This is a genomic window from Microbacterium sp. SORGH_AS_0428 (assembly GCF_031453615.1).
Taxonomy (GTDB): domain Bacteria; phylum Actinomycetota; class Actinomycetes; order Actinomycetales; family Microbacteriaceae; genus Microbacterium.
Genome location: NZ_JAVIZT010000001.1, coordinates 2,297,074 through 2,322,286 on the forward strand (window position 1 = coordinate 2,297,074; position 25,213 = coordinate 2,322,286).

The 25,213-nt window shown below is 70.9% G+C and carries 21 protein-coding genes; 13 read left to right on the forward strand and 8 right to left on the reverse strand.

Going from position 1 to position 25,213, the window contains the following annotated elements; translation table 11 throughout:
• The first annotated feature begins 15 nt into the window (after nucleotides 1-15).
• The 5 genes from xylA to QE374_RS11130 all read left to right on the forward strand — a co-directional run bounded on the left by xylA (nucleotide 16) and on the right by QE374_RS11130 (nucleotide 5,071).
• Complete coding sequence (gene xylA, locus QE374_RS11110) at nucleotides 16-1,206, forward strand: xylose isomerase (protein WP_309734876.1); 1,191 nt, start codon at nucleotides 16-18, stop codon at nucleotides 1,204-1,206.
• Between the two features lie 179 nt (nucleotides 1,207-1,385).
• Nucleotides 1,386-2,687, forward strand: a complete 1,302-nt coding sequence (gene xylB / locus QE374_RS11115; RefSeq protein ID WP_309734878.1) for a xylulokinase — start codon at nucleotides 1,386-1,388, stop codon at nucleotides 2,685-2,687.
• 80 nt (nucleotides 2,688-2,767) lie between these two features.
• A complete protein-coding gene (locus tag QE374_RS11120) occupies nucleotides 2,768-3,463 on the forward strand; it encodes a GTP pyrophosphokinase family protein (RefSeq protein ID WP_309734879.1) in 696 nt (231 codons plus the stop codon).
• Between the two features lie 26 nt (nucleotides 3,464-3,489).
• The gene (locus tag QE374_RS11125) at nucleotides 3,490-3,969 is read left to right on the forward strand and encodes a glutaminase (RefSeq protein WP_309734881.1); all 480 of its coding nucleotides are present in this window, start codon (nucleotides 3,490-3,492) and stop codon (nucleotides 3,967-3,969) included.
• A gap of 67 nt (nucleotides 3,970-4,036) precedes the next feature.
• Nucleotides 4,037-5,071, forward strand: a complete 1,035-nt coding sequence (locus tag QE374_RS11130; protein ID WP_309734883.1) for a DUF1266 domain-containing protein — start codon at nucleotides 4,037-4,039, stop codon at nucleotides 5,069-5,071.
• Between the two features lie 7 nt (nucleotides 5,072-5,078).
• Here QE374_RS11130 and QE374_RS11135 read toward each other — a convergent pair whose 3' ends face one another.
• Complete coding sequence (locus tag QE374_RS11135) at nucleotides 5,079-5,390, reverse strand: NAD(P)H-dependent oxidoreductase (protein WP_309734885.1); 312 nt, start codon at nucleotides 5,388-5,390, stop codon at nucleotides 5,079-5,081.
• A gap of 199 nt (nucleotides 5,391-5,589) precedes the next feature.
• Here QE374_RS11135 and glgX point away from each other — a divergent pair, with 199 nt between their 5' ends.
• From glgX to treZ, 3 genes are read left to right on the forward strand one after another with little or no spacing between them, the layout of a single operon-like run.
• Nucleotides 5,590-7,803 (forward strand): glycogen debranching protein GlgX, encoded by a 2,214-nt coding sequence (gene glgX, locus QE374_RS11140; RefSeq protein WP_309734886.1) that lies wholly within the window; start codon nucleotides 5,590-5,592, stop codon nucleotides 7,801-7,803.
• A gap of 12 nt (nucleotides 7,804-7,815) precedes the next feature.
• A complete protein-coding gene (treY, locus tag QE374_RS11145) occupies nucleotides 7,816-10,164 on the forward strand; it encodes a malto-oligosyltrehalose synthase (RefSeq protein ID WP_309734887.1) in 2,349 nt (782 codons plus the stop codon).
• Between the two features lie 29 nt (nucleotides 10,165-10,193).
• Nucleotides 10,194-11,936, forward strand: coding sequence for a malto-oligosyltrehalose trehalohydrolase (treZ, locus tag QE374_RS11150; RefSeq protein WP_309734889.1), 1,743 nt, complete (start codon nucleotides 10,194-10,196; stop codon nucleotides 11,934-11,936).
• A 13-nt stretch (nucleotides 11,937-11,949) separates the two neighbouring features.
• Here the strand turns inward: treZ and QE374_RS11155 are convergent, their stop codons facing one another.
• Nucleotides 11,950-12,549, reverse strand: coding sequence for a DUF1349 domain-containing protein (locus QE374_RS11155; RefSeq protein ID WP_309734891.1), 600 nt, complete (start codon nucleotides 12,547-12,549; stop codon nucleotides 11,950-11,952).
• A gap of 235 nt (nucleotides 12,550-12,784) precedes the next feature.
• Between QE374_RS11155 and QE374_RS11160 the strand changes: the two genes are divergently transcribed.
• Together QE374_RS11160 and QE374_RS11165 are read left to right on the forward strand one after the other, a co-directional pair.
• A complete protein-coding gene (locus QE374_RS11160; protein WP_309734892.1) occupies nucleotides 12,785-13,828 on the forward strand; it encodes a 2-oxoglutarate and iron-dependent oxygenase domain-containing protein in 1,044 nt (347 codons plus the stop codon).
• Nucleotides 13,829-13,887: 59 nt separating this feature from the next.
• Nucleotides 13,888-14,679 (forward strand): tryptophan-rich sensory protein, encoded by a 792-nt coding sequence (locus QE374_RS11165; RefSeq protein WP_309734894.1) that lies wholly within the window; start codon nucleotides 13,888-13,890, stop codon nucleotides 14,677-14,679.
• A 12-nt stretch (nucleotides 14,680-14,691) separates the two neighbouring features.
• On the opposite strand, the gene QE374_RS11170 is transcribed toward QE374_RS11165, so the two are convergent.
• The 3 genes from QE374_RS11170 to QE374_RS11180 form a co-directional block, all read right to left on the reverse strand.
• Nucleotides 14,692-15,414, reverse strand: a complete 723-nt coding sequence (locus QE374_RS11170) for a glutamine amidotransferase-related protein (protein ID WP_309734896.1) — start codon at nucleotides 15,412-15,414, stop codon at nucleotides 14,692-14,694.
• A 45-nt stretch (nucleotides 15,415-15,459) separates the two neighbouring features.
• Nucleotides 15,460-16,059, reverse strand: a complete 600-nt coding sequence (locus tag QE374_RS11175) for a LysR family substrate-binding domain-containing protein (RefSeq protein ID WP_309734898.1) — start codon at nucleotides 16,057-16,059, stop codon at nucleotides 15,460-15,462.
• A 462-nt stretch (nucleotides 16,060-16,521) separates the two neighbouring features.
• Complete coding sequence (locus tag QE374_RS11180) at nucleotides 16,522-16,929, reverse strand: transferase (protein WP_137418107.1); 408 nt, start codon at nucleotides 16,927-16,929, stop codon at nucleotides 16,522-16,524.
• Between the two features lie 240 nt (nucleotides 16,930-17,169).
• Here QE374_RS11180 and QE374_RS11185 point away from each other — a divergent pair, with 240 nt between their 5' ends.
• Complete coding sequence (locus QE374_RS11185) at nucleotides 17,170-17,832, forward strand: YitT family protein (RefSeq protein WP_137419207.1); 663 nt, start codon at nucleotides 17,170-17,172, stop codon at nucleotides 17,830-17,832.
• 251 nt (nucleotides 17,833-18,083) lie between these two features.
• Here QE374_RS11185 and QE374_RS11190 read toward each other — a convergent pair whose 3' ends face one another.
• Both QE374_RS11190 and QE374_RS11195 read right to left on the reverse strand, forming a co-directional pair.
• Nucleotides 18,084-18,866, reverse strand: coding sequence for a DNA-formamidopyrimidine glycosylase family protein (locus QE374_RS11190; protein ID WP_309734902.1), 783 nt, complete (start codon nucleotides 18,864-18,866; stop codon nucleotides 18,084-18,086).
• Nucleotides 18,859-23,478, reverse strand: coding sequence for an ATP-dependent helicase (locus tag QE374_RS11195; RefSeq protein WP_309734903.1), 4,620 nt, complete (start codon nucleotides 23,476-23,478; stop codon nucleotides 18,859-18,861). The genes QE374_RS11190 and QE374_RS11195 overlap by 8 nt, the downstream gene beginning before the upstream one ends.
• A gap of 126 nt (nucleotides 23,479-23,604) precedes the next feature.
• Between QE374_RS11195 and QE374_RS11200 the strand changes: the two genes are divergently transcribed.
• Nucleotides 23,605-23,931, forward strand: a complete 327-nt coding sequence (locus QE374_RS11200; RefSeq protein ID WP_309734905.1) for a hypothetical protein — start codon at nucleotides 23,605-23,607, stop codon at nucleotides 23,929-23,931.
• Nucleotides 23,928-24,254: a hypothetical protein gene (locus tag QE374_RS11205; protein ID WP_309734907.1), complete on the forward strand. Its 327-nt coding sequence runs from the start codon at nucleotides 23,928-23,930 to the stop codon at nucleotides 24,252-24,254. Before QE374_RS11200 ends, QE374_RS11205 begins: the two co-directional genes overlap by 4 nt.
• Here QE374_RS11205 and QE374_RS11210 read toward each other — a convergent pair whose 3' ends face one another.
• Nucleotides 24,255-25,199, reverse strand: coding sequence for an intradiol ring-cleavage dioxygenase (locus tag QE374_RS11210; RefSeq protein WP_309734909.1), 945 nt, complete (start codon nucleotides 25,197-25,199; stop codon nucleotides 24,255-24,257).
• Nucleotides 25,200-25,213 lie beyond the last annotated feature (14 nt).

A 25,213-nucleotide genomic window follows, 5' to 3' on the forward strand; every position in this document is an offset into this window, starting at 1 on the left:
TCGCGAAGGAGCGTCATGCCCGCCCCCACTCCCGCCGACAAGTTCTCGTTCGGTCTCTGGACCATCGGCTACAACGGCACCGACCCGTTCGGCGGACCGACCCGTCCCGCCCTCGACGTCGTCCACGCCGTCGAGAAGCTCGCAGAGCTCGGCGCCTACGGCCTCACCTTCCACGACGACGACCTGTTCGCCTTCGGCTCCACGGAGGCCGAGCGGCAGAAGCAGATCGACCGCCTCAAGGGCGCGCTCGCCGACACCGGCCTGATCATTCCCATGGTCACCACCAACCTCTTCTCGGCCCCCGTCTTCAAGGACGGCGGCTTCACCGCCAACGACCGCGACGTGCGCCGCTATGCGCTGCGCAAGGTGTTCCGCCAGCTCGACCTTGGCGCCGAGCTCGGCGCCAAGACCTTCGTCATGTGGGGCGGCCGCGAGGGCGCCGAGTACGACAGCGCGAAGGACATCCGCGCCGCCCTCGAGCGTTACCGCGAGGCCGTCAACCTTCTGGGCGACTACGTCACCGACAAGGGTTACGACATCAAGTTCGCCATCGAGCCGAAGCCGAACGAGCCCCGCGGTGACATCCTGCTGCCGACGCTCGGCCACGCGATCGCCTTCATCGACTCGCTCGAGCGTCCCGAGCTCGTGGGACTGAACCCCGAGGTCGGGCACGAGCAGATGGCGGGCCTCAACTTCGCCGCCGGCATCGCCCAGGCCCTGTACCACGGCAAGCTCTTCCACATCGACCTCAACGGACAGCGCGGCATCAAGTACGACCAGGACCTCGTGTTCGGGCACGGCGACCTGCACAACGCGTTCGCGCTCGTGGACCTCCTCGAGAACGGCGGCCCCGGCGGCGTTCCGGCGTACGACGGCCCGCGCCACTTCGACTACAAGCCCAGCCGCACCGAGGACGAGAAGGGCGTGTGGGAGTCGGCCGCGGCCAACATGCGCACCTACCTGCTCCTGAAGGAGCGTGCGGCGGCCTTCCGCGCCGATCCCGAGGTGCAGGAGGCGCTCGCCGCCGCCAAGGTCCCCGAGCTGTCGGTTCCCACCCTGGGCGAGGGCGAGACCTACGAGCAGTTCCTCGCCGACCGTTCGGCGTACGAGGACTTCGACACCGACGCCTACATGGGCGGCAAGGGCGGCGGCTTCGTGCGCCTGCAGCAGCTCGCGACCGAGCACCTGCTGGGCGCCCGCGGCTGACGCGCCGCATCCGGCCCGCCGCCGGGACCCCTGTCCCGCTTGCCGCACTCCGTGTCCCACTTTCTGCAGGATTCGCCCCCGAGAACTGCAGAAAGTGGGACATGGGTGCGTTGCGGATGCGGAAGGGGCCCTCTGAAGGCCCTCTGAAGAAGTAGACGTCCTAGGAAGAAGGAGCAGCGATGGCGCTGGTGTTGGGGGTCGACTCGTCGACCCAGTCGTGCAAGGTCGTCGTGGTCGACGCGCAGTCGGGCGCCGTCGTGCGCACGGGGCGCGCGAGCCATCCCGACGGCACCGAGGTCGACCCCGCGGCCTGGTGGGGCGCTTTGCAGTCGGCCATCGCGGATGCGGGCGGTCTCGACGACATCGCCGCGTGGTCCATCGGCGGGCAGCAGCACGGGATGGTCGCGCTCGACGCCGACGGTCGGGTCATCCGCCCTGCGCTGCTGTGGAACGACACCCGCTCCGGCGGCGCTGCAGCGCAGCTGACCGCCGAGTTCGGCGCGGAAGCGCTCGCCGATCGCACGGGCCTCGTTCCGGTGGCCTCCTTCACCATCACGAAGCTGCGGTGGCTCCGTGACAACGAGCCCGACAATGCGGCGCGCGTGGCCGCCGTCGCGCTGCCGCACGACTGGCTCACCTGGCGGCTGCGGGGCTACGGCCCGGCCGGCGAGAGCGCGCTCGGCCCCGTGCTCGACGAGCTCGTCACCGACCGCTCGGACGCCTCCGGAACCGGCTACTGGTCGCCCGAGACGGGCGGTTACGACCGCGAGCTGCTCGTCGCCGCTCTCGGACACGACGCGCTCCTGCCGCGCGTGCTCGGCCCCGACCAGTGGGTGACGGATGCGGCGGGCCGCCGCGTCGGTCCCGGTGCCGGCGACAACGCAGGTGCCGCCCTCGGCGTCGGTGCGGTCCCGGGCGATGCCATCGTCTCCATCGGCACCTCGGGCACGGTGTTCGCCGTCAGCGCCGAACGCACGATCGATGCGACCGGCACGGTCGCAGGCTTCGCCGACGCCTCCGGCAACTTCCTGCCCATCGTCGTGACCCTCAACGCCGCGCGGGTGCTCGACGCGATCGCCCGGCTGCTCGGGGTCGACCACGCCGAGCTCAGCGCGCTCGCGCTGACGGCGCAGCCGGGCGCCGGCGGACTGCGCCTCATCCCCTACTTCGAGGGGGAGCGCACCCCCAATCTTCCGGACGCGACCGCATCCCTGGAAGGCATGACGCTCGCATCGACGACGCGGGAGAACCTCGCCCGCGCGGCGGTGGAGGGCATGCTGTCCGGCCTCGGCGCGGGCCTCGACGCCCTGCGCGGGCTCGGCGTGCCACTCGAGCGCGTGCTTCTGATCGGCGGCGCGGCCCAGTCCGAGGCGGTGCGCCGCGTGGCGCCTGCGGTCTTCGGGCTGCCGGTCGAGGTTCCCGAGCCGGGGGAGTACGTCGCATTGGGTGCCGCGCGCCAGGCCGCCGGCACGTTGGGCTGAGAGCGAGGAACGACCGTCACATGACCGATCCGGTCGTTGCTCACAGCGCCCACCGAGCGGGCGCCCGTACGGTCGGAGACATGAAGGTGCCGCTCGAGCAGCAACAGGTCATGATGTCCCCCGCGCAGTTGCGTGAGGTGCGCGACGAGCTGCAGCGGTTCCTGCTCGAGTACCGCTTCGGCATGCAGGAGATCGAGACCAAGATCTCGATCCTGCGGGACGAGTTCCTGCACATGCACGAGTACAACCCCATCGAGCACGTCACCAGCCGCTTGAAGTCGCCCGACAGCCTCGTCGACAAGGTGACGCGCAAGGGCATCCCGTCGGACTTCGCCTCGATCCGCGAGCACATCACCGACATCGCCGGCGTGCGCGTCACCTGCAGTTTCACGACCGACGCGTACCGGCTCTTCGATCTGCTGACCCAGCAGGACGACATCACGGTGCGCACCGTGAAGGACTACATCGCCACGCCCAAGGAGAACGGCTACAAGAGCCTCCACGCGATCGTCGAGGTGCCCGTCTTCCTCTCCACCGGCCCCGTGCGGGTGCCCGTCGAGGTGCAGTTCCGCACCATCGCGATGGACTTCTGGGCGAGTCTCGAGCACAAGATCTACTACAAGTACGACCGGCAGGTTCCGATGGGGCTCACCGAGAGCCTGCGCGAGGCGGCCGAGACCGCCGCCGCCCTGGACGAGCGCATGGAGCGGCTGCACCGCGAGGTGCACGGCGAGCAGGGGCAGGCCGCGACTGCGCCGAACGTCATCCGCGTCTGAGGCCGGGGCGCCGTTAGGCTCGCCGCGTGGACGCCGTCGCCGAGATGCTGGATGCGGCCCGGCGAGAGCTGGGCCCGGTTCCGCGCGAGGCGCTGGGCGTGTGGCGCAGCCGCCGCATCCTCGGCATCCCCGCGGCGCCCCGCATCGTCCCGGCGGGCTCCGCGTGGCACCTGGGCGTGCTGCTGCTGACGGAGGACGCCGTCCTCGCGACGGGCGAGATCGTCCGTGCCCGCGAAGAGGTGCGGCGCGGATTCGCGGCCGAGTCGCAGCGGGAGCGGGCAGCGATCGCCGCGGCAGCCTTCCGCGGCGGATTCGCCGAGGGGCAGAGTGTGCACGTCGGCTGGGAGCCGATCGATCCAGGCGCGGTGGACGCCGCATCCTCACCGTTGCGCCTCGGCGTCGACGGGCCGCTCGTGCGCTGGAGCGCGGCCGGTGGATTCATGCCGCTGGGCGCCTATCTCGCTGAGCGGGTCGCCCTCGCCCGCACCCCGCCCTCCGGAGCGTGATCCCGGCATCCGGCGCTCTGTTCACAGGGTGCCCGACGCCGCCGTTGCCGGCTGTCAAGATGATCCGGTGAGTGCACCCGAGACCGTCCTGCAGAACCACCCGGGCGAGGTCGAGTTCCCCGTGCGGATGCGGTGGCGGCACGCCCGGACGATGGAGCGCCGCCGCCGTGCCGATCCGCGCCAGATGCGCCGACGCGCGCTTCCCGTCACCGCGATCGCGGCTCCGTTCGGCATCGCCGCGGTCGTCGCGTCGCTGGGCTGGTGGGGCACGGGCGCGCCGACCACGCTGTTCGTCTTCTTCGCCCTGGGCACGATGGTGGGGCTGCTGATCGCCTCGACCGTGATGTCTTTCGTCGATGCCGCAGCGCCGCTGCGCGCGCAGCGGCGCTATCTCGCGCTCGCCTCCCGGACTCCGCTCACCGAGCGGCAGCAGCAGATCCTCGCGCTCGACGCCGCCAGCGACTTCGCGATCCGGGGCTGGAACTCCTCGCTGGCGTTCACGCCGACCTTCGCGGAACTCCCGCAGCAGGTGCGCGCGAAGCACCTGGACGGGCAGCGCGGCGCTCCGTGGCTCGCCCTTCCGCTGCCCCCGATCGCACAGCTGCGGGCTTCGCTCGACGAGCAGTACAAGATCGTCTCCGGATCGGATGCCGAGCTGATGGTGGCCGACACCCTGTCGCGGGGCCTGCTGTCTGCCCGATTCGCGGAGATCGCGGGCGGCGACGATGCCGAGCGCATGATGTCGCGGGTCGCCGCGCTCACCGGCCTGCCCGTCTTCGACATCCATGATCTCGCGCGGGGGAGCGAGCATCACCCGCCCCGCCTTCTGCTGGCGGCCGACATCGAGCGGTCGATCGGCGGTGTGCGCTACGCCTACGTCGCCGACTACCTGGATGCGGAGGACGCGTGGCGGCTGCTGGAACAGCTCGCCGCCAAGGCCTTCGCGGTGTACCGCAGCCCGGACGACTACTGGCGCGAGGTCGTCATCGCGACGGCGTTCCGCTCCGACTCGCTCGAAGCCGTGCAGCGCCAGCGCACCGCGCTCGCCGAGCTGCGCGGCTCATCCTGGCCCGCCGCATCCGCCGCCTGGCCGGCCGCCTGACGCGTCGTCACCGGTCGGCGTCGGCGCCCCGCGCGCGTCGGACAGCGGCGACGCTTCGCTCGACGGCATAAACCGGGAAGACCAGGATCAGGTTGTCCACGGCGTCCAGGCGCCGCTGGTAGGTGCGTACGTCGGCGGGTGGCTCCTGCTCGCCCCGATACGCGGCGCGGTCGACAGCGGAGAAGCGCGGATCGAACCTTTCGGCGTCGAGGTCGATCAGCTCGACCTCGTCCGGTTCGAGATTCTCCGCGAGCCGGGCGGCGAGGGCTGCGGTCAGCGAGGTGTCGTCCGGGTGGGCGGTCACGATCAGCGTCTTCATACTTCGGGCAAGTCGCGAGGGTTGCAGCGTGTTCCCGCCCGCCGGATGAACCGTCGGATGCGGAGTCCTCGCGGTGGGCCGCGTCAAGCCCCGCGCCGGCCTCACCTTGATGAGCCATGCTCCGGTGGTGACCGACGAAACCGCGCCCTCCGCGTCCACTAGGGTGAAAGCCCCTGCATCCGATGCCCCGGGAGGCGACGTGCACACCTGGCCCGGATCGGCATATCCCCTGGGGGCGACGTACGACGGGAACGGTACGAACTTCGCCCTCTTCAGCGAAGGCGCCGAGCGGGTCGAGCTGTGCCTCTTCGACGACGACGGCGTCGAGACGCGTCTGGACATCATCGAGGTCGATGCGTTCGTCTGGCACGCCTACCTGCCCAACGTCGGCCCGGGGCAGCGCTACGGCTACCGCGTGCACGGCCCGTACGATCCCGCATCCGGCCAGCGGTTCAACCCGAACAAGCTGCTGCTCGACCCGTACGCGAAGGCCGTCGACGGCCAGATCGACTGGGACCAGTCGCTCTTCGGCTACAACTTCGGCGACCCGGATTCGCGCAACGACGACGACTCCGCCACGCACATGATGAAGGCCGTCGTCATCAACCCCTTCTTCGACTGGGGCGGCGACCGCCAGCCGAAGACGCCGTACTCGGAGACCTTCATCTACGAGGCGCACGTGAAAGGTCTCACCCAGCTCCACCCGGGTATCCCCGAGGAGATCCGCGGCACGTACAGCGCGATCGCGCATCCGGTCATCATCGAGCACCTCAAGAAGCTCGGCGTGACGGCCATCGAGCTCATGCCCGTGCACCAGTTCGTCGACGACGACACCCTGCAGCAGAAGGGGCTGTCGAACTACTGGGGCTACAACACCATCGCCTTCCTCGCGCCGCAGAACACGTACTCGTCGACGGGCGGGAGCGGTCAGCAGGTGCAGGAGTTCAAGGGCATGGTGCGGGCGCTGCACGCCGCCGGCATCGAGGTCATCCTCGACGTGGTCTACAACCACACGGCCGAAGGCAACCACCTCGGGCCGACCCTGTCGATGAAGGGCATCGACAACGAGGCGTACTACCGCCTCGAAGCCGATGACAAGCGGTACTACACGGACTACACCGGCACGGGCAACAGCCTCAACGTCGGCAACCCGCATGCGCTGCAGCTGATCATGGACTCCCTGCGCTACTGGGTGCTCGAGATGCACGTCGACGGCTTCCGGTTCGACCTGGCCGCCACCCTCGCCCGCGAGTTCTACGAGGTCGACCGCCTCGCCGCCTTCTTCGAGCTCGTGCAGCAGGACCCGATCGTCAGCCAGGTCAAGCTCATCGCCGAGCCGTGGGATGTGGGACCGGGCGGCTACCAGGTGGGCAACTTCCCGCCTCAGTGGACCGAGTGGAACGGCAAGTACCGCGACACGGTGCGCGACTTCTGGCGCGGCGAGCCCGCCACCCTCGGCGAGTTCGCCTCACGACTGACCGGTTCCGCGGATCTCTACGAGAACTCCGGCCGCAGGCCCGTGGCGTCGGTGAACTTCGTGACCGCGCACGACGGCTTCACCCTGCGCGACCTCGTCTCGTACAACGAGAAGCACAACGACGCGAACGGCGAGGACGGCAACGACGGCGAGTCCCACAACCGCTCGTACAACTTCGGCGTCGAGGGTCCGACCGACGACGTCGAGGTGCTGACGCTGCGCGCCCGCGCCCAGCGCAACTTCATCGCGACGCTGCTGCTGAGCCAGGGCATCCCGATGCTGCTGCACGGCGACGAGCTCGGCCGCACGCAGGGCGGCAACAACAACGGCTACGCGCAGGACAACGAGATCACCTGGGTCGATTGGGAGAACATCGACCTGCCGCTGATCGAGTTCACCGCGGCGCTGTCCCGGCTCCGCCGCGATCACCCCACGTTCCGCCGCAGCCGCTTCTTCGACGGTCGTCCGGTGCTCCAGGAAGAGGACGCGCCCGTCCCCGACATCGTGTGGCTGCGTCCCGACGGCACGCCCATGCGTCCCGAGGACTGGGACTCGGGCTTCGGCCGTGCCGTCGGCGTCTTCCTCAACGGCAACGGCATCCGCGAACGCGATCGCCGCGGCGAGCAGATCATCGACAGCCACTTCATCGTGCTCTTCAATGCGGGCGATGAGCCGGTCGAGTTCACGCTGCCGAACGTCGACTTCTCGCCCGAGTGGGACGTGCTCGTCGACACGGCAGGCAACCGAGCCGACTCGGAACCCGTGCGCCCGGGCGACGTGCTGCCGGTGGAGACGAAGTCGCTCATCGTGCTGCGCGAGCACCACGAGAGCGAAGCCGAACCCGATCACTCGGTCGCCGCATCCTTGACGCAGAACCTCACGGTTCCTGTCGACGAGGTGCCCGGCGCGGCTCCCAAGTCCGAGCTCCCGCACTGACCCGGAGGACGCATGCTGCCCGCCTCGACCTACCGCCTGCAGATCCGTCCGAGCTTCGATCTGGATGCGGCCGCCGCCGTCGTGCCCTACCTCGCCGACCTCGGCGTGGGATGGGTCTACCTGTCGCCCCTGCTGAAGGCGACCACAGGCTCCGATCACGGCTACGACGTCGTGGATCCTTCGCTCGTCGACCCCGCCCGCGGCGGGGGCGAGGCGCTCGACCGGTTCGTGGCCGCTGCCCATGACGCGGGGCTCGGCGTGCTCGTGGACATCGTTCCCAACCACATGGGTGTCGCGATCCCGCGTGAGAACCCGTGGTGGTGGGACTACCTGCGCCTCGGTGAGGCGTCCGGGCGCGCGGCCGCCTTCGACGTGGATCGTGCGCTCGACGACGGCCGGGTGCGCCTGCCCATCCTCGGCGCTGCGCTCACAGAGGTGATCGACGAGATCACCATCGACCCGGTGCCCGCTCCGGACGCCCCGGACGGGCTCGTGCGCTATTACGACCACGAGCTGCCGCTCGCGCCGGGCTCGCTCGACGGCCTCGAGCCCGACGACATCGCCGCGGTGCTGGAGCGACAGCACTACGAGCTGCGCTTCTGGCGCGACGAGGCCGCGCTGCTGAACTACCGCCGCTTCTTCGCCGTGACGACGCTGGCCGCCGTCCGTGTGGAGGAGCCGCACGTCTTCGACGACGCGCACGTCGAGATCCTGCGGTGGGTGCGCGAGGGTCTCGTGGACGGCCTGCGCGTCGACCACCCCGACGGGCTGCGGGACCCGGGCGGATACCTCGCACGCCTGGCCGAGGCCACGAACGCACTGCCCGTGTGGGTCGAGAAGATCCTCGAGCACGGCGAAGAGCTGCCCTCCTGGTGGCACACGGTCGGCACGACCGGCTACGACGCCCTCGGCGAGGTGGAGCGTGTGCTCGTCGACCCCGCGGGGCGGGCGGGTCTCGATGCCCTCGATGCGCAGCTGCGCATCGAGACCGGACTGCCGTCGGCCCCGTCGTGGGGCGAGCTCATCCACGGCACGAAGCGCCAGATCGCCGACACGATCCAGGCGTCCGAGGTCGCGCGGCTGGTGCGCCTGCTGCCGGTGCCGGTCCCCGGAGCGCGGGACGCGCTGGCAGAGCTTCTCGCCCTGTTCCCGACCTACCGCAGCTACCTGCCGGCGGGCCGCGCGTGGCTCGACGAGGCGGCGGAGGCCGCATCCGCTGCCCGTCCGGATCTCGCCGAGGCGATCGCCGCTCTCGTGCCGCTGCTCGCCGACGGATCGAGCGAGCTCGCACAGCGCTTTCAGCAGACGACCGGGCCCGTCATGGCGAAGGGGGTGGAGGACACCGCGTTCTATCGCTTCACGCGCCTCGGGTCGCTGACCGAGGTCGGGGGAGATCCGTCCGAGTTCGCGCTCGACGTCGCGGGGTTCCACGACGCCTTCGCCCGCAGGCAGGCCTCGTGGCCGCACTCGCTCACCACGCTGTCGACGCACGACACGAAACGCGGCGAGGACGTGCGGGCACGCCTCGACGTCCTCGCGGAGATGCCCGAGCGGTGGGCCGAGACGCTGGACGCACTGCGCGAGATCGCGACGACCGGTCACGGCCCCTTCGACGCGTTGCTCTGGCAGGCCGTCGTCGGCGCCTGGCCCGCGAGCGCCGAACGTCTCCACGCCTACGCCGAGAAGGCCGCACGCGAGGCCGGCGACGCGACCAGCTGGCTCGACGTGAACGAGGACTTCGAGCGGCGGATGCATGCCGTGGTCGACGCCGCGTTCGGTGAGGCGCGCCCGCTCGTGGAGTCGTTCGTCGCCGAGATCGCCCCGGCGGGGTACTCGAACGGACTGTCCGCCAAGATCCTCCAGCTCGCCGGACCCGGCGTCCCGGATGTGTACCAGGGCTCCGAGCTGTGGGAACAGTCGCTCGTCGACCCGGACAACCGTCGCCACGTCGACTTCGCGGCCCGCGCCGCCACGCTCGCGCAGCTGGATGAAGGACTCGTGCCGCCCGTGGATGAGGGCGCCGCTGCAAAGCTCCTGGTGGTCTCCCGCGCGCTGCGCCTGCGTCGCGACCGCCCGCACCTGTTCACCCGCTACACGCCGGTGACCGTGACCGGCGCTGCCGCCGAGCACGCGGTGGCCTTCGACCGCGGCGGGGCGATCGCGGTCGCGACCCGGCTGCCGGTGGGCCTCGCGGCCCGCGGCGGATGGGGTGACGCCGCGCTGCTGCATCCCGCCGGCGCCGTGCAGGACGAGCTGACCGGGCGGGTCTTCGAGACCGAGCGGATCCCGCTCGCCGAGCTGCTGGCGACCTACCCCGTCGCCCTCCTCGCGCCGGTCGCGCTCGCGGCGCCGCGCGGATGACGACCGAGCCACGAGACGAGGACGAGACGATGATCGAACTCTGGGCGCCCAAGGCGCGGCGCGTGCGGATGCGGTCGGGTGACGGACTCGGCCGCGAGACCGAGCTGGCCGCCGCGGCGGGCGGATGGTGGCGGACGCCGGCCGAACTCGCTGACGGCGAGCGGTACGGGTTCGTGCTCGATGACGGCGAGGTGCGCCCCGACCCGCGCTCGCGCCGGCAGCCCGACGGCGTGCACACGGCATCCGCGTGGGTCGACACCGCCGCGTTCGCGTGGACCGACGCGGCGTGGACCGGCCGGCAGCTGGCGGGCGGCCTGATCTACGAGCTGCACCTCGGCACGTTCACGCCGGAGGGGACCCTGGATGCGGCGATCGAGCGGCTGCCGCACCTGGTCGAACTCGGTGTGAGCCACATCGAGCTGCTGCCGGTGAACGGGTTCAACGGTGTCTGGAACTGGGGCTACGACGGCGTCGCCTGGTACACCGTGCACGAGGCCTACGGCGGCCCTGCGGGCTACGCGCGCTTCGTGGACGCGGCCCACGCCGCGGGCCTCGCCGTCGTGCAGGACGTCGTGCACAACCACCTCGGCCCCTCCGGGAACTACCTTCCGGAGTTCGGTCCGTACCTGCGCGAGGGAACGCGCAACACATGGGGCGACTCCGTCAACCTCGACGAGCCCGCCGTCCGCTCCTACATCGTCGAGAACGCCCTCATGTGGCTCCGGGACTACCACGTCGACGCGCTGCGACTGGATGCGGTGCACGCGCTGCACGACGAGCGGCCCGTCCACATCCTGCGCGAGATGGCGGAGGCCGTCGACGCCCTCTCGGCGCATGTCGGACGTCCGCTCACCCTCATCGCCGAGAGCGACATGAACGACCCGACGCTGATCCTGCCGCGCGAGGCCGGCGGCTACGGACTGGCCGCGCAGTGGAGCGACGACTGGCATCATGCCCTCCATGTCGCCCTCACCGGCGAGGTCAGCGGCTATTACGCGGACTTCGCCGCATCCGACGCGCTGGAGAAGGTCTGGACGCGCGGGTTCTTCCACGACGGCACGTACTCGTCGTTCCGTGAGCGCCACCACGGGCATCCGATCCCGGCGGAGGTGCCGACCTGGCGTCTCGTGACCTTCGCCCAGGACCACGACCAGATCGGCAACCGCGCCGCGGGTGACCGGCTGAGCGCGACGCTGTCGCCCGATCGCCTGGCGGTCGCGGCCGTGCTGACCCTGACCGCGCCCGGCACGCCCATGCTCTTCATGGGTGAGGAGTGGGGCGCATCGACGCCGTGGCCGTTCTTCACCTCGCATCCGGAGGAGTGGCTCGGCGAGGCGGTGCGGAAGGGACGGGCGGAGGAGTTCGCGAAGACCGACTGGGACGAGGCGGCGGTGCCCGACCCGCAGGATCCGGCGACGTTCCAGAGCGCCAAGCTCGCGTGGGAGGAGGCCGAGACCGGCGAGCACGCCCGCATCCTCGCGCTCTACCGCGACCTCGCGCGGCTGCGGCGTGAGCGGCCCGAGCTCACCGACCCCGCGTCGGCGCACCTGTCCGCCGCGATCGAGCGACCGGATGCGGCGCCGTCCGCCCGGCGCTTCGTGCTGGGGCGGGGGCCGCTGCGGGTCGTGGTGAACCTCGCGGCCGAGCCCTGGGACGTGCCGCTCGACGCGGGGGAAGACGTGCTGCTGGCCACCCTCCCGGTGTCGCCGGGTGCGGCAGGCATCGCCGTCCCCGCCGACGCCGCCGTGGTGCTCGGCCCGCCGCGCAGCTGAGCGCCGGCGGCGCTCAGCTGCCGTCGCGCACGTCGGCGAGCTGTTCGCGAACGAGGGAGATCTGCGAGAACCGCGAGGTCGCGGCGGGGCCCATGGGAGCCTGCGACATGAAACCGACCCGCGGGCTCGTCGACGTGCTGAGTCGGAACTGACGCACGAAGTGCCAGGTGGTCCCGTTCACGGAGTAGTGGAACGCGTACGCGCCCGCCGGAAGGCTCGACACCCGGAGCCAGACCGATCCCTCCAGGACGACGGGGCCGTTCGCGTCATCGGAGAAGCGATCCGTCACGACGCTCACGACCATCTCCTCGCCGTGCGGCGAGTACTCGAAGCACAGCTTCGCCCAGCAGTCCTCGTCCACCCACAGGGTGAGCGCGGCGGCGTCGAAGGTCGTGCGGGGAGAGTCCACCGACACCAGAGCGGAGAGCTGGAAGGGCTCGTCGATCTCGAAGGAGAGACTCGTCGAGGTGTGCGACGCAGGTGCGCCGGTCGCGTCGTTCGACCAGTCGACCTCCGCGTCGGAGGTGAGTACCAGCGCGTCACCTTCCCCGTGGTGCCGGCCCTCGCCGTGGGTCCACGTCAGGGGCGGAAGCCCCGGCAACTCAATCGTCATGGTGGTGATCCCCCTTCATCGCGAACCCTCCGAATCTACAAGCGCCTCGCGTCCCTTCTCGACCGGGCGGCCGTGCGAGATGTAATGCGGGAGAAACGCGAGCCGTCTAGCCTGACGGCAGCGTTCATGTAAACACGCGCCGCGGCCCTCGAAAGCCGCGGTGGGAAACCGTGAAGTGGCTACCTCGATACCCATCGGTCGCCCTTCCGAGGGTGATCCCCACCCAGGAGTCGCCATGACCTTCCACGTCCCCCTCGTCGACATCACCGCATACGTCACCGACGGTAGCCCCGAGGCGAAAGCCGAGGTCGCGCGCGCGATCGACGACGCCTGCCGCACGGTCGGCTTCATCCAGATCACCGGACACGGGATTCCGGATGCGGTCACCGCGGGCCTCACCGACGCGATGGACCGCTTCTTCGCCCTCGACCTGGAGCAGAAGAAGACCTATCGCACACCCCCGCAGATCAACCGCGGCTACAGTCCGCCCAAGTCCGAGTCCCTCAGCCTCTCTCTCGGCGTCGAGTCGGCGAATCGGATGAACGACTTCTTCGAGGCGTTCAACGTCGGTGCCGCGCAGGCCGACTATCCCGCATCCCCGGATCTTCCGCAGCCGGAGTACGCCGACAACCTGTGGCCCGACGTCGACGGCTTCGAGGTGCAGGTGCAGGCGTACTTCGCCGAGGCGGCGCGTGTGGCTCGCACGATGACCCGCATCTTCGCCGATGCGCTGGGGCTGGAGCCCGACTTCTTCGACCGGCGCACCGGTCACTCCCTCGACGTCATGCGGATGAACAACTACGCACTGCCGCCCGGCACCGACGTGACGCTCGACGGCGACCTCGTCGGCATGGGCGAGCACACCGACTACGGCATCGTGACGATCCTGTGGGCCGACCAGGTGAAGGGACTGCAGGTGCTCGGCGCGGACGGGTCGTGGAACGACGTCGCGCCCGCCGATGACGCGCTCCTCATCAACCTCGGCGACGTGACGGCGCGCTGGACGAACGAGCGGTGGATGTCGACCCTGCACCGCGTGAAGCCGCCCGTGATCGACGGGACGATCGAGCGGCGCCGATCCGCGGCCTTCTTCCACGACGGCGACGTCGATGCGCTCATCGAGACCCTGCCGTCCTGCGTCGACGTGGAGCACCCGGATCTGTACGAACCGATCACCGTGGGCGACCACATCCGTGCGAAGCTCGCGGGCTCGCGCGAAGGGAAGGCGAACGAGAAGGCGGAGCGGGAGTCTCAGCGGGTGCTCTCGAGCTACCGCTGAGCGAGCGGCGAGGCTGTCAACCCCTGGCGCGAGATAGCTAGATTATCTAGCGTTAGGGCATGAACGTCGCCACCTCGCGCTCATCCGACCTCACGCGCCAGATCGCCGTCTTGGCCGCGACCGGTTTCATGCTGGTCGCGGCCATGGTCGGCACCGGGCTGTTCGGCGGCACCGCCGTGCAGGACCTGCAGGACGGTGCCCTCGACGCCGACGCGAGCTATCTCGCTCCCGCCAGGCAAGCCTTCTCGATCTGGTCGGCCGTCTACCTGGGGCTCATCGCCTACGCGATCTGGCAGGCGCTGCCCGGCCAGCGGGCGAGTGAGCGCCAGCGGCGCCTCGGGTGGCTGATCGCTGCGACCGAGGTGCTCAACGGTCTCTGGCTGGTCTCGGCGCAGTTCACCACGCTGCCGCTGACCGTGCTCGTCATCGTGCTGCTTCTCGTCGCCCTCGCGATCACCTGGCGCCGCGCCATCATGCAGCCGCGCGAGGGCGCCGTGTCCGCCGTACTGATCGACGGCGTGACCGGACTCCACCTCGGGTGGGTGACACTCGCGACGGTCGCGAACACCGCCGCGTGGCTCACCCGCATCCTGCCCGCCGGCGCCGAGGATGCAGCGGATGTCTGGGGCATCATCGTTCTGGTCGCGGTGGCGGCGATCGGATGCGGCATCGCCTGGTTCGGCCGCGTCGCGCCCTCTCTCGCCCTGTGCTGGGGGCTCTCGTGGCTCGCCGTGGGCCGCCTGACCGATCAGCCGCACAGCGCGGCGATCGGCACGGCAGCCGTCTGCGCCGCGGCGGTCATCGCCCTGGTCACCGTCGTACGGGTCGCGCAGCGGCTGCGCCGGCTCTGACCGAGTCCTCTCTCAGAGGCGCGCGAAGGCGTGCAGGATGCGGGCGGGCTCGGTGACGGGGGAGGCGAGCACGCGCGCCGCCACCGCATCGAACTCGCTCGGATCGAAGTACCCGCCATCGCGGTAGATCCGCATGCGCGCCGTGAAGTCCTGGGGCGTGAGCTCGGGGTGGAACTGGGTCGTATACAGGCTCTCGCCCACCCGGTAGGCCTGCACGGGGCACTCGTCGTTGGTGGCGAGCAGCACGGCCTCGGACGGCAGGATGTCGGTGCCCTCCTTGTGTGCCGTGAACGCGTCGAATCGCTCGGGCAGACCGCCGAACACCGGGTCGCGGCGCCCCGCATCCGTCAGGGCGACGGTCGTCGCCCCCGTGCCCTCGGGATACGTGTCGGCGACGGTTCCCCCGAAGACGCGGGTCACGACGCCGATGCCGTAACAGGTGAACATCGCCCGTGTCGCGCCGGATGCGGCGGCCTCGGCCACGCGGGCGAGGTCGTCCTCGAGCCGGCTCTGCACCGCGCCCTTGTCGGGGGTCGTCACGTTGAAGGGACTGCCGCCGACGACGAAGCCCGCGTAGCGATCGATCGCATCACGCGGCAGTTCGTGCGAGACCAGATCCCACGCGTGCAGTCCGTCGGCACCGCGCCCCATCGCGACGCGGAACGACGCCCACTCCGCCTCGGCCGCATCCCGCTGCGGGCGCGCGCAGAGGTACAGCAGCGGGCGGGGATCCATCCTGCGATTCTATGGCGCGGCTGTGGCGGTCTCCGCGGCGCTCGCTCAGTCGCGCGACGACTGCGCGGTGCGGCCTCTGACGATGCCGATGAAGGTGTCGACGAGCGGCGAGGCATCCTCGCGGGGCCAGGCGAATCCGACGGGCGAAGGTGCCGCGCCCGAGAGGGGTCGGTACTCGACGTCCTTGCGATGGTGCAGTCGGGCGAGAGACATCGGGACGATCACGATGCCCACGCCGGACGCGACGATCTCGATGGCGTCCGCGGTCGTCGGCGGTGCCGCGAAGGAGGGGGCGACGGTGCCGGCGACGTGCGGGTCCAGCACGTCGTCCGCCGGGACGACGAGCACCTCGCCCACGAGGTCTTGCGGGGTGAGCTCGTCGCCTGCGGCGAGGTGCGAGTCGGCCGAGAAGGCGACGACGACCGTCTCCTCGTAGAGGCGGATGAGATGCCAGAGGTCGGGATCCACGGGTGGGCGGACCAGTGCCGCATCCACCTGGCCGCTGCGCAGCGCCGCTTCTTGCGCGGCGACCTCGAGCGGCACGAGCTCGAGTGCCGTGCGCGGCATCCGTTCCTGCCAGATGTCGATCCATTTGCCGGGCGTGGCTCCGGGGATCGCGCCGAGGCGGAACGGGCCTGCGGGCACCTGCGGTGCTGGAGTCGCCGCCGCGGGCTTCTTCGCGGGCGTCCGGGGTGAGCCGTTTTTGGCCTGCCGATGTGCGGGGGTGCCGCGGGTCGACGCGGAGCGTGCGGGTTTCCTCCCGCCCTTCGGTGACCCTCGACCAGCCATGCCCCCAGGCTATCCGCCACGGGCCCGCGGCTCGCGAGGTGCGCGTGCTCGTGCGGCGCGTCACTCGCCGTGCGCGCGGTGCTTCTCCGCATGGTTGCGGAGGTGCGCCACTCGCGGTGCCGCGTTTCGAGGCGCGACACTTCTCCGCATCCGCCACAGTTCATCGCTGTCGCATCTGCGCAAAGGTGTGGCATCTGCGCAGATGCGACGCAACTCGGGCATTGACGGGGGCCGAGAAACGACAGTTCGCCTGTCACATCTCGCGCGGATGGGCGCGATCTGGGACAGGCGAACGAAGCGGAGACGGATGCGGTGCGCTCACGCGGCGGAGCGAAGCCCCCGCCGGTCGGTGGCGACACGCTCGCCCTGGGCGATGGTCTGGTCGTCGCCGATCAGCGAACCACCGGCCACACTCGCTCCGGGGCCGATCTGCGTGCGCACGCCGATCTGCGCGCCGGCACCCACGTGTGCGCGGGACCCGATGTGCGCGTGCGGCGCGATCTTGACCTTCGGACCGATGACGACGTCGCTTTCGATCCACGCTCCGCGGCCGACATAGACGTCGGCCGCGATCTGCGCGCCGGGCTCCACATAGGCGCCCGCTTCGACGACGGCCGTCGGGTGGACCTTCGCCCCATTCGCGATGAGCCCGCGTCCATTCACGTGCTTGCGGTAGCGCAGCATCTCACCGCGCTCGTTCTCGATATCGATGTAGTTCTTGCCCACGATCGCCTCCTCCGGACCTCGAGGTGCCAACACTGATCGAAACGATCCGGTTCGGGGTTTCATTCCCGACCCGGCGCTCTCCCGGCCTTGAACCCTATTCGGAGCCGACGCGAGATCGGATGCGGGTTGCGTCGTACGCCTCGACGACCTAGCCGCGGCGCGGCGCGGCCCGATCCAGGTGGCACGATGGACGACGTGAACGAGCCGCATCCGGAGCCCGCCGACCCCGCCGCCGACGCGATGGAACCGGAGCTCGGAGCGCGACCCAGCGCCCCGGAGACCGCCTCGACGCTGGTCTTCGACGTCAAGCAGACGGCGCACAGCGTGCCCGAGGACATCCTCGGCATCCTGACCGGCACCTTCGCGGCGTCACTCGGTCTCTACCTGCTGCAGTCCGCGGGCTCGGTGACCGGCGGCACGGCGGGTGTCGCCCTGCTGTTCGACTACGCGACCTCGTGGCCGTTCTGGCTGATCTTCGCCGTCGTGAACCTTCCCTTCGCTGTGCTCGCGATCTGGAAGAAGGGGTGGGATTTCACCCTGCGCACGGCGGTCTCGATCGCGCTCGTGTCGGGGTGGTCGGTCGTGCACCACGCCCTCCTGCACATCGAGAGCCTGGATCCGATCTACGGCACGCTCGGCGGCAACCTGCTGGCAGGCGTCGGTCTGCTGATCCTGTTCCGCCACAAGGCGAGTCTGGGCGGGATCAACATCGTCGCTCTGCTGATCCAGGAACGCACCGGTTTCCGCGCCGGCTGGACACAGCTGATCCTCGACCTCGTGATCATCCTGATCTCGCTTCTGGTCATCCCGGCGCCTGCGGTGCTGCTGAGCGCGATCGGCGCGGTGCTGCTGAACCTGGTCCTCGCCATGAACCACCGGCCCGGCCGCTACATCGGTCACTGACATTCCGGGGCCGTCAGCCACCGGCATCCGTCCCGCATCCGCCGTCCGCGACGAGCTCCCCGCGACATGTCCCACTTGCTGCACTTCCAGGGGCCGAATCCCGCGACATGTCCCACGTGCTGCACTTTTGGAGCCTGATCTCTGCGGAAAATGGGACATGCTTTGCGGCAAGTGGGACATACGGGGGCTGTGCCCGCTGAGCTGTCGCGGCTTGGCGAGTGGCGAGAGGCTCAGTGGCCGGCGGCGAGGTGTCAGGCGGGTGCGGGCTGGCAGCGCGGGCACCAGAACACATTGCGCTCGGCCGTCGGCGAGGCGCCCAGCGCCGTCTCGCGGATGAGGGTGCCGCACCGTCGGCACGGCCTGCCGGCGCGCCCGTACACCCAGGTGCGTTGCCCTGCGCGATCCTGACCGGTGAAGGTGCGTGCCGCACGATCCCGGTTGGCGCGGATCATCCGGCCGCCGGTCTCGATGAGACCGGCGGCATCGATCTCGGTCGCGGGCGTCTCGGGATGGATGCCGCGCACGAACAGCAGCTCGTTCGCGTAGACGTTGCCGAAGCCCGCGACATTGCGCTGATCGAGCACCGCGACGTGCGCAGCGCGCGTATCGGCGCCGAGCCTGCGGACCGCCTCGGCGGCATCCCAGTCCGCGCCGAGCGGATCGGGGCCGAGGTAGCCCACGAGCTCGTCCTCCCGCGCCGTCGGAACGACGTCGATCATGGCCAGGTCGAAGCCGACCGCATCCGCGGTGGCGACGCCGACGATCGCGCGGGCCTTGAAGGCGGGCTTGCGCCATCGGGCGCCGGGAGCGTACACGTGCCACTCGCCCTCCATCTTCAGATGGGAGTGCAGCGTCTGATCGCCGATCCGCGCCAGCAGGTGCTTGCCGCGCGGCACGACAGCGTGCACGGTCTGACCCCGGAGGTCGAGCGTCGCGAGCTGCGGAACACGCAGATCGAACCGCTCGACGACGCGCCCCGCCAGGGCGGCGTGCAGGCGGACCGCCGCACGGTAGACGGTGTCGCCCTCAGGCACGCGTCGACCGCTCCGCTCGCGCGGCGTCGCCGGCGGTGAGTCGCCGCAGCGTGAGGCCTCGTGTGGATTCGACGAAGCCGGCATCGCGCAGCAGCCGGCCCAGCACCGTACCGAAGACGAAGGCGCCGTCGACCTGCTCGATCGTGAGGGTCTCGAGCCTGCCGGCGCGCGCCGTCTGGGCCAGCGACGCCGCCGCGGCGGTCAGCGCGTCCTCGTCGTCGGTGAAGCTCAGTGCCGTCTTGCCACCGCGCTCCAGATACAGCACGAGGTCGCCGTCGACGAGGACGACCAGCGCTCCCGCCTTGCGCCCGGGGCGATGCTTGACGCCCTCGCGCGCCGGCCAGCCGAGCGCCGCCCCGTACGGGTTGGCGGGATCGGTCGCCGCGAGAGTCACGCCGTGGCGGGGCGGTGGGTCGCCGACCGCGGCCAACTCACGGAGCCGGTCGATCGTCGCCGACGCGGCGAACTGCGCCGCGCCGAGCTTCTCGATGAGGTAGCCGCGTCGACAGTGCCCCGCCTGCTCGAACTGGGCGAGCACCCGGTACGCCTGGGCGAATCCGCCGGGCAGGCCCTCGTTCTGCACGGATCCCCGGGTCACGACGCCGTAGCGGTCCAGCAGCAGCGATGCCGCGGCGGTGTGGCGCAGTGTCGGGTCGATCTCCGGTGCCGGAAGCAGCGACCACCGCCCGCCGATGGATGCGGGCCGCGCGGGAGCCGTCGGACGCGGCATGCTCGTACCGCGGAACATCCGCGCGCGCGGCGCTCGCCGGGCCACCCGATGCGCCTGCGATCCACCGGACAGCAGTCCACGCACCGGGGCGAAGGTGTCGTTGGTCACCCGCCCCGCCCAGGCCAGGCGCCAGAGCGCCTCGACGACGGACTGCTCGTTCTCCGCCTGCGCGAGCTCGCGCACCTGCGCGGCGAAGTACGCGCCGCCGGCGGCGAGCACGTCGAGGATGCGGGCGTCGAGCGAATCGGCCGCGACCTCGTCGTCGGGGACGGCGAGCGTGAGGGAGGCGGAGTCGGCGGGATGCAACGACACCCATCCGTCACGGCCGGGCAGCGCACCGTGTCCGGCCCACACGACCTCGCCCGTCGCCGTCAGCTCGTCGAGCATCGAGGGGGAGTAGTCCCTGACCCGCGAGGGCAGCACGAGGGACTCCCAGGCGCTCGCGGGGATCGGCACGCCGGCGAGCTGTTCGATGACGGCGAGCGTGCCGTCGATCCCCTCCAGGGGTCGGGTCACGTGCTGCCAGACCGGGAGGAAACGGGCGAAGGCGTCGGGGGAGACGGGCTCGACGCTGCCTCGGATGGCGGCCAGCGACCGCATCCGCAACCGCCGGAGCACTTCGCTGTCGCACCATTCCGTGTCGTCGGTGCGGCGCGCGGCGGACTCGGGCAGGAAGAAGCCGCTCGTGACCCGCCCCGACGACTCCAGGCGCTGCAGCGTGTGCCGTGCGACAGCCACCCCGACGCCGAACCGCTCGGCGACCTGATCGGCGGTGAACGGACCGTGCGTGCGGGCATGCCTGGCGACGAGGTCGCCGAGCGGATCCGCCACCGGCTCGAGGAACGCCACGGGCAGCCCCACCGGGAGCGCGGCGCCGAGAGCGTCGCGCAGCCGCCCCGCATCCTCGATCGCGGCGATGCGTTCCGCTCCGGCGATGCCCACCCGGATCGCGCGGCGGCCGTCGACCAGCTCCGCCGCATACCGCGCCGCCTGTTCGCCGTCTGTCAGGCGCAGCGCGAGCTCGTCGACGCCGAGAGGCCCGAGCAGGCGCAGGAGGTCGGCGACGCCCTCGAGGCCGTGGGCCTTGCGCTCGTCGTCGAGTCGCTGGGCCTCCCGTTCGAACTGCGCGATGACGTCGGGATCGAGCAGCTCGCGCATCTCGATCTTGCCGAGCAGCTCGCCCAGCAGCGCCGGGTCGACCGAGAGCGCCGCGGCACGGCGCTCGGCCAGCGGCGAATCGCCCTCGTACATGAAGGCGCCGACGTAGCCGAACAGGAGGTCGCGCGCGAACGGAGAGGGCTGTGAGGTCGTCGTCTCGACCAGACGGATGCGGCGGTCCGCGATCTTGCGAGCGATCCCGGTCAGCGCCGGGAGGTCGTAGACGTCCTGCAGCACCTCGCGCAGGGTCTCGAGGATGATCGGGAAGGTGGGGTGGCGGCGCGCGACCTCCAGCAGTTGCGCCGAACGCTGTCGTTGCTGCCAGAGGGGGCTGCGACGGTTGGGGTTCGTCCGCGGCATCAGCAGCGCGCGGGCCGCGCACTCGCGGAATCGCGATGCGAAGAGCGCGGAGCCCCCGACCTCGTCGGTGACGATCTGCTCGAGCTCGTCGGGGTCGAACACGAACAGTTCGGCGCCCGGCGGTTCCGCCTCGGCATCGGGAACGCGCGCGATGATCCCGTCGTCGCTTGCCACGGCGGAGCCCTCGACCCCCAGTCGCTCCCGGATGCGGGCGTTCACCGCCAGCGCCCACGGGGCGTGGACCTGCATGCCGTACGGGGAATGGAGGATGACGCGCCAGTCGCCGACCTCGTCACGCCCGCGCTCCACGGTGAGCGAGCGATCGGTCGGAACCGACCCGGTCGCCTCACGCTGCTCCGCGAGGTAGGCGAGCAGGTTGTCCTGCGCGAAGGCATCCAGCCCGGCCTCGGACAGTCGCTCCCGGGCACGGGCGGGCTCGGCCGCCGACACCTCGCGGGAGAAAGCGCCGAGTGCTTCGCCGAGCTCCGCGGGCCGGCCCAGCCCGTCGCCGTGCCAGAACGGGACTTTGCCGGGCTGGCCGAATGCGGGCACCACGTTGACCCGGTCGTGGGTGATCTCGACGATGCGCCAGCTGGTCGTACCGAGTGTGAACACGTCGTTCACCCGCGACTCGTAGACCATCTCCTCGTCGAGCTCGCCGACGCGGGCGTTCTGGCTCTCGCCCGCGACGAACACGCCGAACAGGCCCCGGTCGGGGATCGTGCCGCCGCTGGTCACCGCGATCCGTTGCGCGCCCGGACGGCCGGTGAGCGTGCCGTGATCGCGGTCCCACACGAGCCGTGGCCGGAGTTCCGCGAACTCGTCGGACGGGTAACGGCCCGCCAGAAGATCGAGCGTCGCCTCGTACGCGGAGCGGGGGAGCGTGCGGAAGGGCGCGCTGCGCCGCACGGTGTCGAACCAGTCCTCGACCTCGATCGCGCCCCGTGCGGCGGCCGCGACGGTCTGCTGGGCGAGGATGTCGAGCGGGTTCTGCGGCACGCGGATCGACTCGATCCGACCCGCCAGCATCCGCTCGGTGACGATCGCGGTGTGCAGCACGTCGCCGCGGTGCTTCGGGAACAGCGCCGCGCGGCTGACCTCGCCGACCTGGTGACCGGCGCGTCCGATGCGCTGCAGCCCCGATGCGGCCGACGGCGGTGCCTCGACCTGGATCACCAGATCGACCGCTCCCATGTCGATGCCGAGCTCCAGACTGCTGGTGGCCACGACGCAGCGGAGCACCCCCGACTTCAGTTCGTCCTCGACGATGGCGCGCTGCTCCTTGGAGACCGAGCCGTGATGCGCCTTGGCGAGCACCGGTTCGGCGCCGGCCGTGGCCCCCGCCTGCGCCATCATCGCCGCAGGCAACGCGGGGTCGGGCAGGTCGAGTCCCAGTCGTTCGCTGTAGATCTCGTTCAGGCGCCCGGTGAGGCGCTCGGCGAGCCGGCGGGAGTTCGAGAAGACGATCGTCGAGCGGTGCTGGAGGATGCGGTCGACGATCGCTTCTTCGACGTGAGGCCACAGGGATCCCGTGATCTCGGTGCTCTCGTCCCCGCCCGACGCGAACCAGTCCTCACCCTCGCCCTCGGCCTGCTGTCCCGGAGGAGGCGGCGGATGCAGCATGTCGTCGACCGGCACGACGACCGTCATGTCGAAGGCCTTGGTGGCGCGCGGCGCGACGATGTCGACCGGCGCCGCGCCGCCGAGGAAGCGTGCGACCTCGTCGATCGGGCGGACGGTCGCCGACAGGCCGATGCGCTGCGCCGGAGTCTCGAGCAGCGCATCGAGGCGTTCGAGGCTGACGGCCAGGTGCGCGCCGCGCTTGGTGGCGGCCACCGCGTGCACCTCGTCGATGATGACGGTGTGCACGCCGCGCAGGGTCTCGGACGCCTGGCTCGTGAGCATCAGATACAGCGACTCGGGGGTCGTGATGAGGATGTCGGGCGGATCGCTCACGAGCTTGCGCCGGTCCGAGGACGTGGTGTCCCCCGAGCGCACGCCGACGCGTACATCGGGCGCGGGCAGGCCCAGGCGTCGGGCGGACTGCCCGATTCCCACGAGGGGGGAGCGGAGGTTGCGCTCCACGTCGACGCCGAGCGCCTTCAACGGGGAGATGTAGAGGATGCGGGTGCGCGGCGCATCCTTCGCGGGGGTAGGGGACGCCGTCCGCTCGCGGAACACGCTGTCGATCGCCCAGAGGAAGGCCGACAGGGTCTTTCCGGAGCCGGTGGGAGCGACCACGAGCGCGTGGCGTCCCTGCGAGATCGCGTGCCAGGCGCCGGCCTGCGCGGCTGTCGGCGCGGCGAAGGCGCCCCGGAACCAGTCCTGCGTGGCAGGCGAAAACTGGCCGAGCACATCACTCACCCGATTATTGTGGCCGCAGCCGCCGACACCCGGGCGGGGATTGCGCTCAGAGCGCAGGCATAGACGCCGGTGGCGCCGAGGTCAACGGGGGTGCGAGCTCACACCCCCGCGCCTAGCGTGGCCAACATGGACACGAATCACGAGAAAGATCGCCCGGTGCGCTCCTCGGTGTGGCGCGTCGTGGCCTTCGCCGCCATCATGCTGGTCCTGGCGGGTGTCATCGGTGGCTTCACCGCCGCCATCACCCAGAGTCTCGTCGCCGCGATCATCGCCGGCGCCGTCGTCGTCGTGCTCGGCGCGCTATGGGTGCCCCGCGTCCTGCGCGATACCCCGCCGCCGGAGCACCGCCCCGGCGAGCGTCCGGGTTATGAACAGTTCGGGCCGCTGGGCCAGCCGAACACGGTGGGCCTGGGTAACGTGGGCGGTTCCTCATCGACGGGAGCCAACGGATGACGAACGACACATCGCCCTATGACGAGCAGCAGCCGCTCCGGCGTCCATCGATCGGCGCGATCCTGGGGGTGGTCCTCGGGATGCTGGCACTCGCCGCCGTGCTCGCCGTCGTCCTCGGCATCGTGACGCAGAGCCTCGCGGTGATCCTGGCCGTCGTGGTGGTGATCGGGGCGCTCACCGCGGTCTGGGTGTGGCGCATGATGCGCGGTGTCGGATCGTCGGTGCGTCCGATCCAGGACCACCGTGCGACGGGCGACCACGGTCCTTACGGCCAGCCGGGCGCGCCCGGCATCGGCGGAGCCGGGCGCGACGGCGGTCGCTGATCAACGTCGTCCGCCGGGCGCCTGGCCCGCGGACGGCGTCGTCGTATCGACGCGGACGGCGAGCGCGGCGGTGTGGCCGCTCGTCGCGTCCCCGGTGACGGTGGCGACCTGGAGCGCGCCCGCGTCCTCGCCGAAGACGTTGTCACTGGACAGCGACACCTGGGAGAGGTTGCGGGCCGAGCCGTCGTAGGCGGCGAGCGCGTAGACGTCCGCCAGGGGCGCCTCGGGGTACGCCAGCTGCGAGGTGGCGATGGCGTTCGTCGCGTCCGTGATGTCATCGATGCTCGGGTAGACCTCGAAGTGGATGTGGGGCCACCGGCCGGTGTAGCAGCCGGGGACGATCGAGGTGAACGTCACCTGCCCGTTCGCGTCGGCCACCTGAACGCCTCGCAGCCAGGTCTCGTCCTCGACCCCGTCGGAGTACATCGAGTAACGACCCTGTGCGTCGCAGTGCCAGGCGTAGACAGCGACGCCGGCGAAGGGCGCGTCGCCGTTCGCCATGTCGGTCACTCGGAGGGTGAAGGTCAGGGGGACTCCGTCGACCGCGGTCGAGGAGCCGATGCTCGTCCGCAGGTCGCTGCGCACGATCCCGCTCTGTTCGAGCACGTCAGGACCGTTGGAGCCGTCGCCGGGGTAGGGGCCGGCCGTCTCGTCGGGGATCTCGCCCGCGGGGAGCGTTCCCGATACCGATCCGGGCGTGACGGAGCCCGAGGGCGTCGGTGTCGCGGTCGACGTCGTGCTCGCGGAGCTCACGGGGGCGCAGGCGGCGAGAGCCGCGGTTCCCAGCCCCACTCCCACGAGTCCGAGGATGCCGCGACGGGTGATGAGGGTGCGGACATCGAACGGGGCGCCCTGGTCGACGACCTCCTCGTCCGGCCGGTCCAGCAGTCGGCCTTCGTAGGCGGGCCCTCGCGGGGTCTGCTCGGCATCCGGGATGCGTGCCACGGTCTTCTCCTGAC